This is a genomic window from Candidatus Nanopusillus massiliensis, from assembly GCF_920984865.1.
Map to the genome: position 1 here is coordinate 5,937 of NZ_OV100765.1, position 597 is coordinate 6,533.

General features: G+C 23.2%; 1 protein-coding gene. It reads left to right on the forward strand.

Annotated elements, in window-relative coordinates; all coding sequences use genetic code 11:
* Positions 1-154: 154 nt before the first annotated feature.
* The gene (locus tag LUA84_RS04905; protein ID WP_457913307.1) at positions 155-391 is read left to right on the forward strand and encodes an ATP-binding cassette domain-containing protein; all 237 of its coding nucleotides are present in this window, start codon (positions 155-157) and stop codon (positions 389-391) included.
* The last annotated feature ends 206 nt before the right edge of the window (positions 392-597 follow it).

The following is a 597-nucleotide window of genomic DNA, read 5'->3' on the forward strand; positions in this document are numbered from 1 at the left end:
TTTATAAAGAGAGAAAATTTAAAAATAAGGTGATAAACCGATAAGATTGGATGTAAAAAGTTAGACTGATGTAAAACTTGGAAAAAAGATTGTTGAATGGGGAAATATTATAGTAAATTTAGATAATTTTAGGCTTGAAGCAAATCCTGGATATATAAGGGAAAATGAAATAATAGGANTAATTGGAAGAAATGGGATTGGAAAAAGTACTCTTGAAAAAACTTTAGCTGGAGAAATAAAATATGAAGGAAATATATCAAAAAATTTAACAATATCATATAAACCTCAATTTTATGATTTATTGAATTATAATATAACTGTAAATCAATTTTTGAAGAGTTTTAATGAAAAATATAAAGAAGAATATAAAGAATATTTTGATCAATTTTAAATATTTCTGATCTATTAGATAGAGAAGTTAATACATTATCTGGAGGAAAATTACAGACAGTATATACTTTTGGTACATTGATAAAAGATGCAGATGTATATTTAATAGATGAACCATTTGCAAATTTAGATATAGAACAAAGATTGGTTTTATCAAAATTTATAAGGGATATAATAAAAATTAGAGGGAAAGCTTGTTTAATTCTA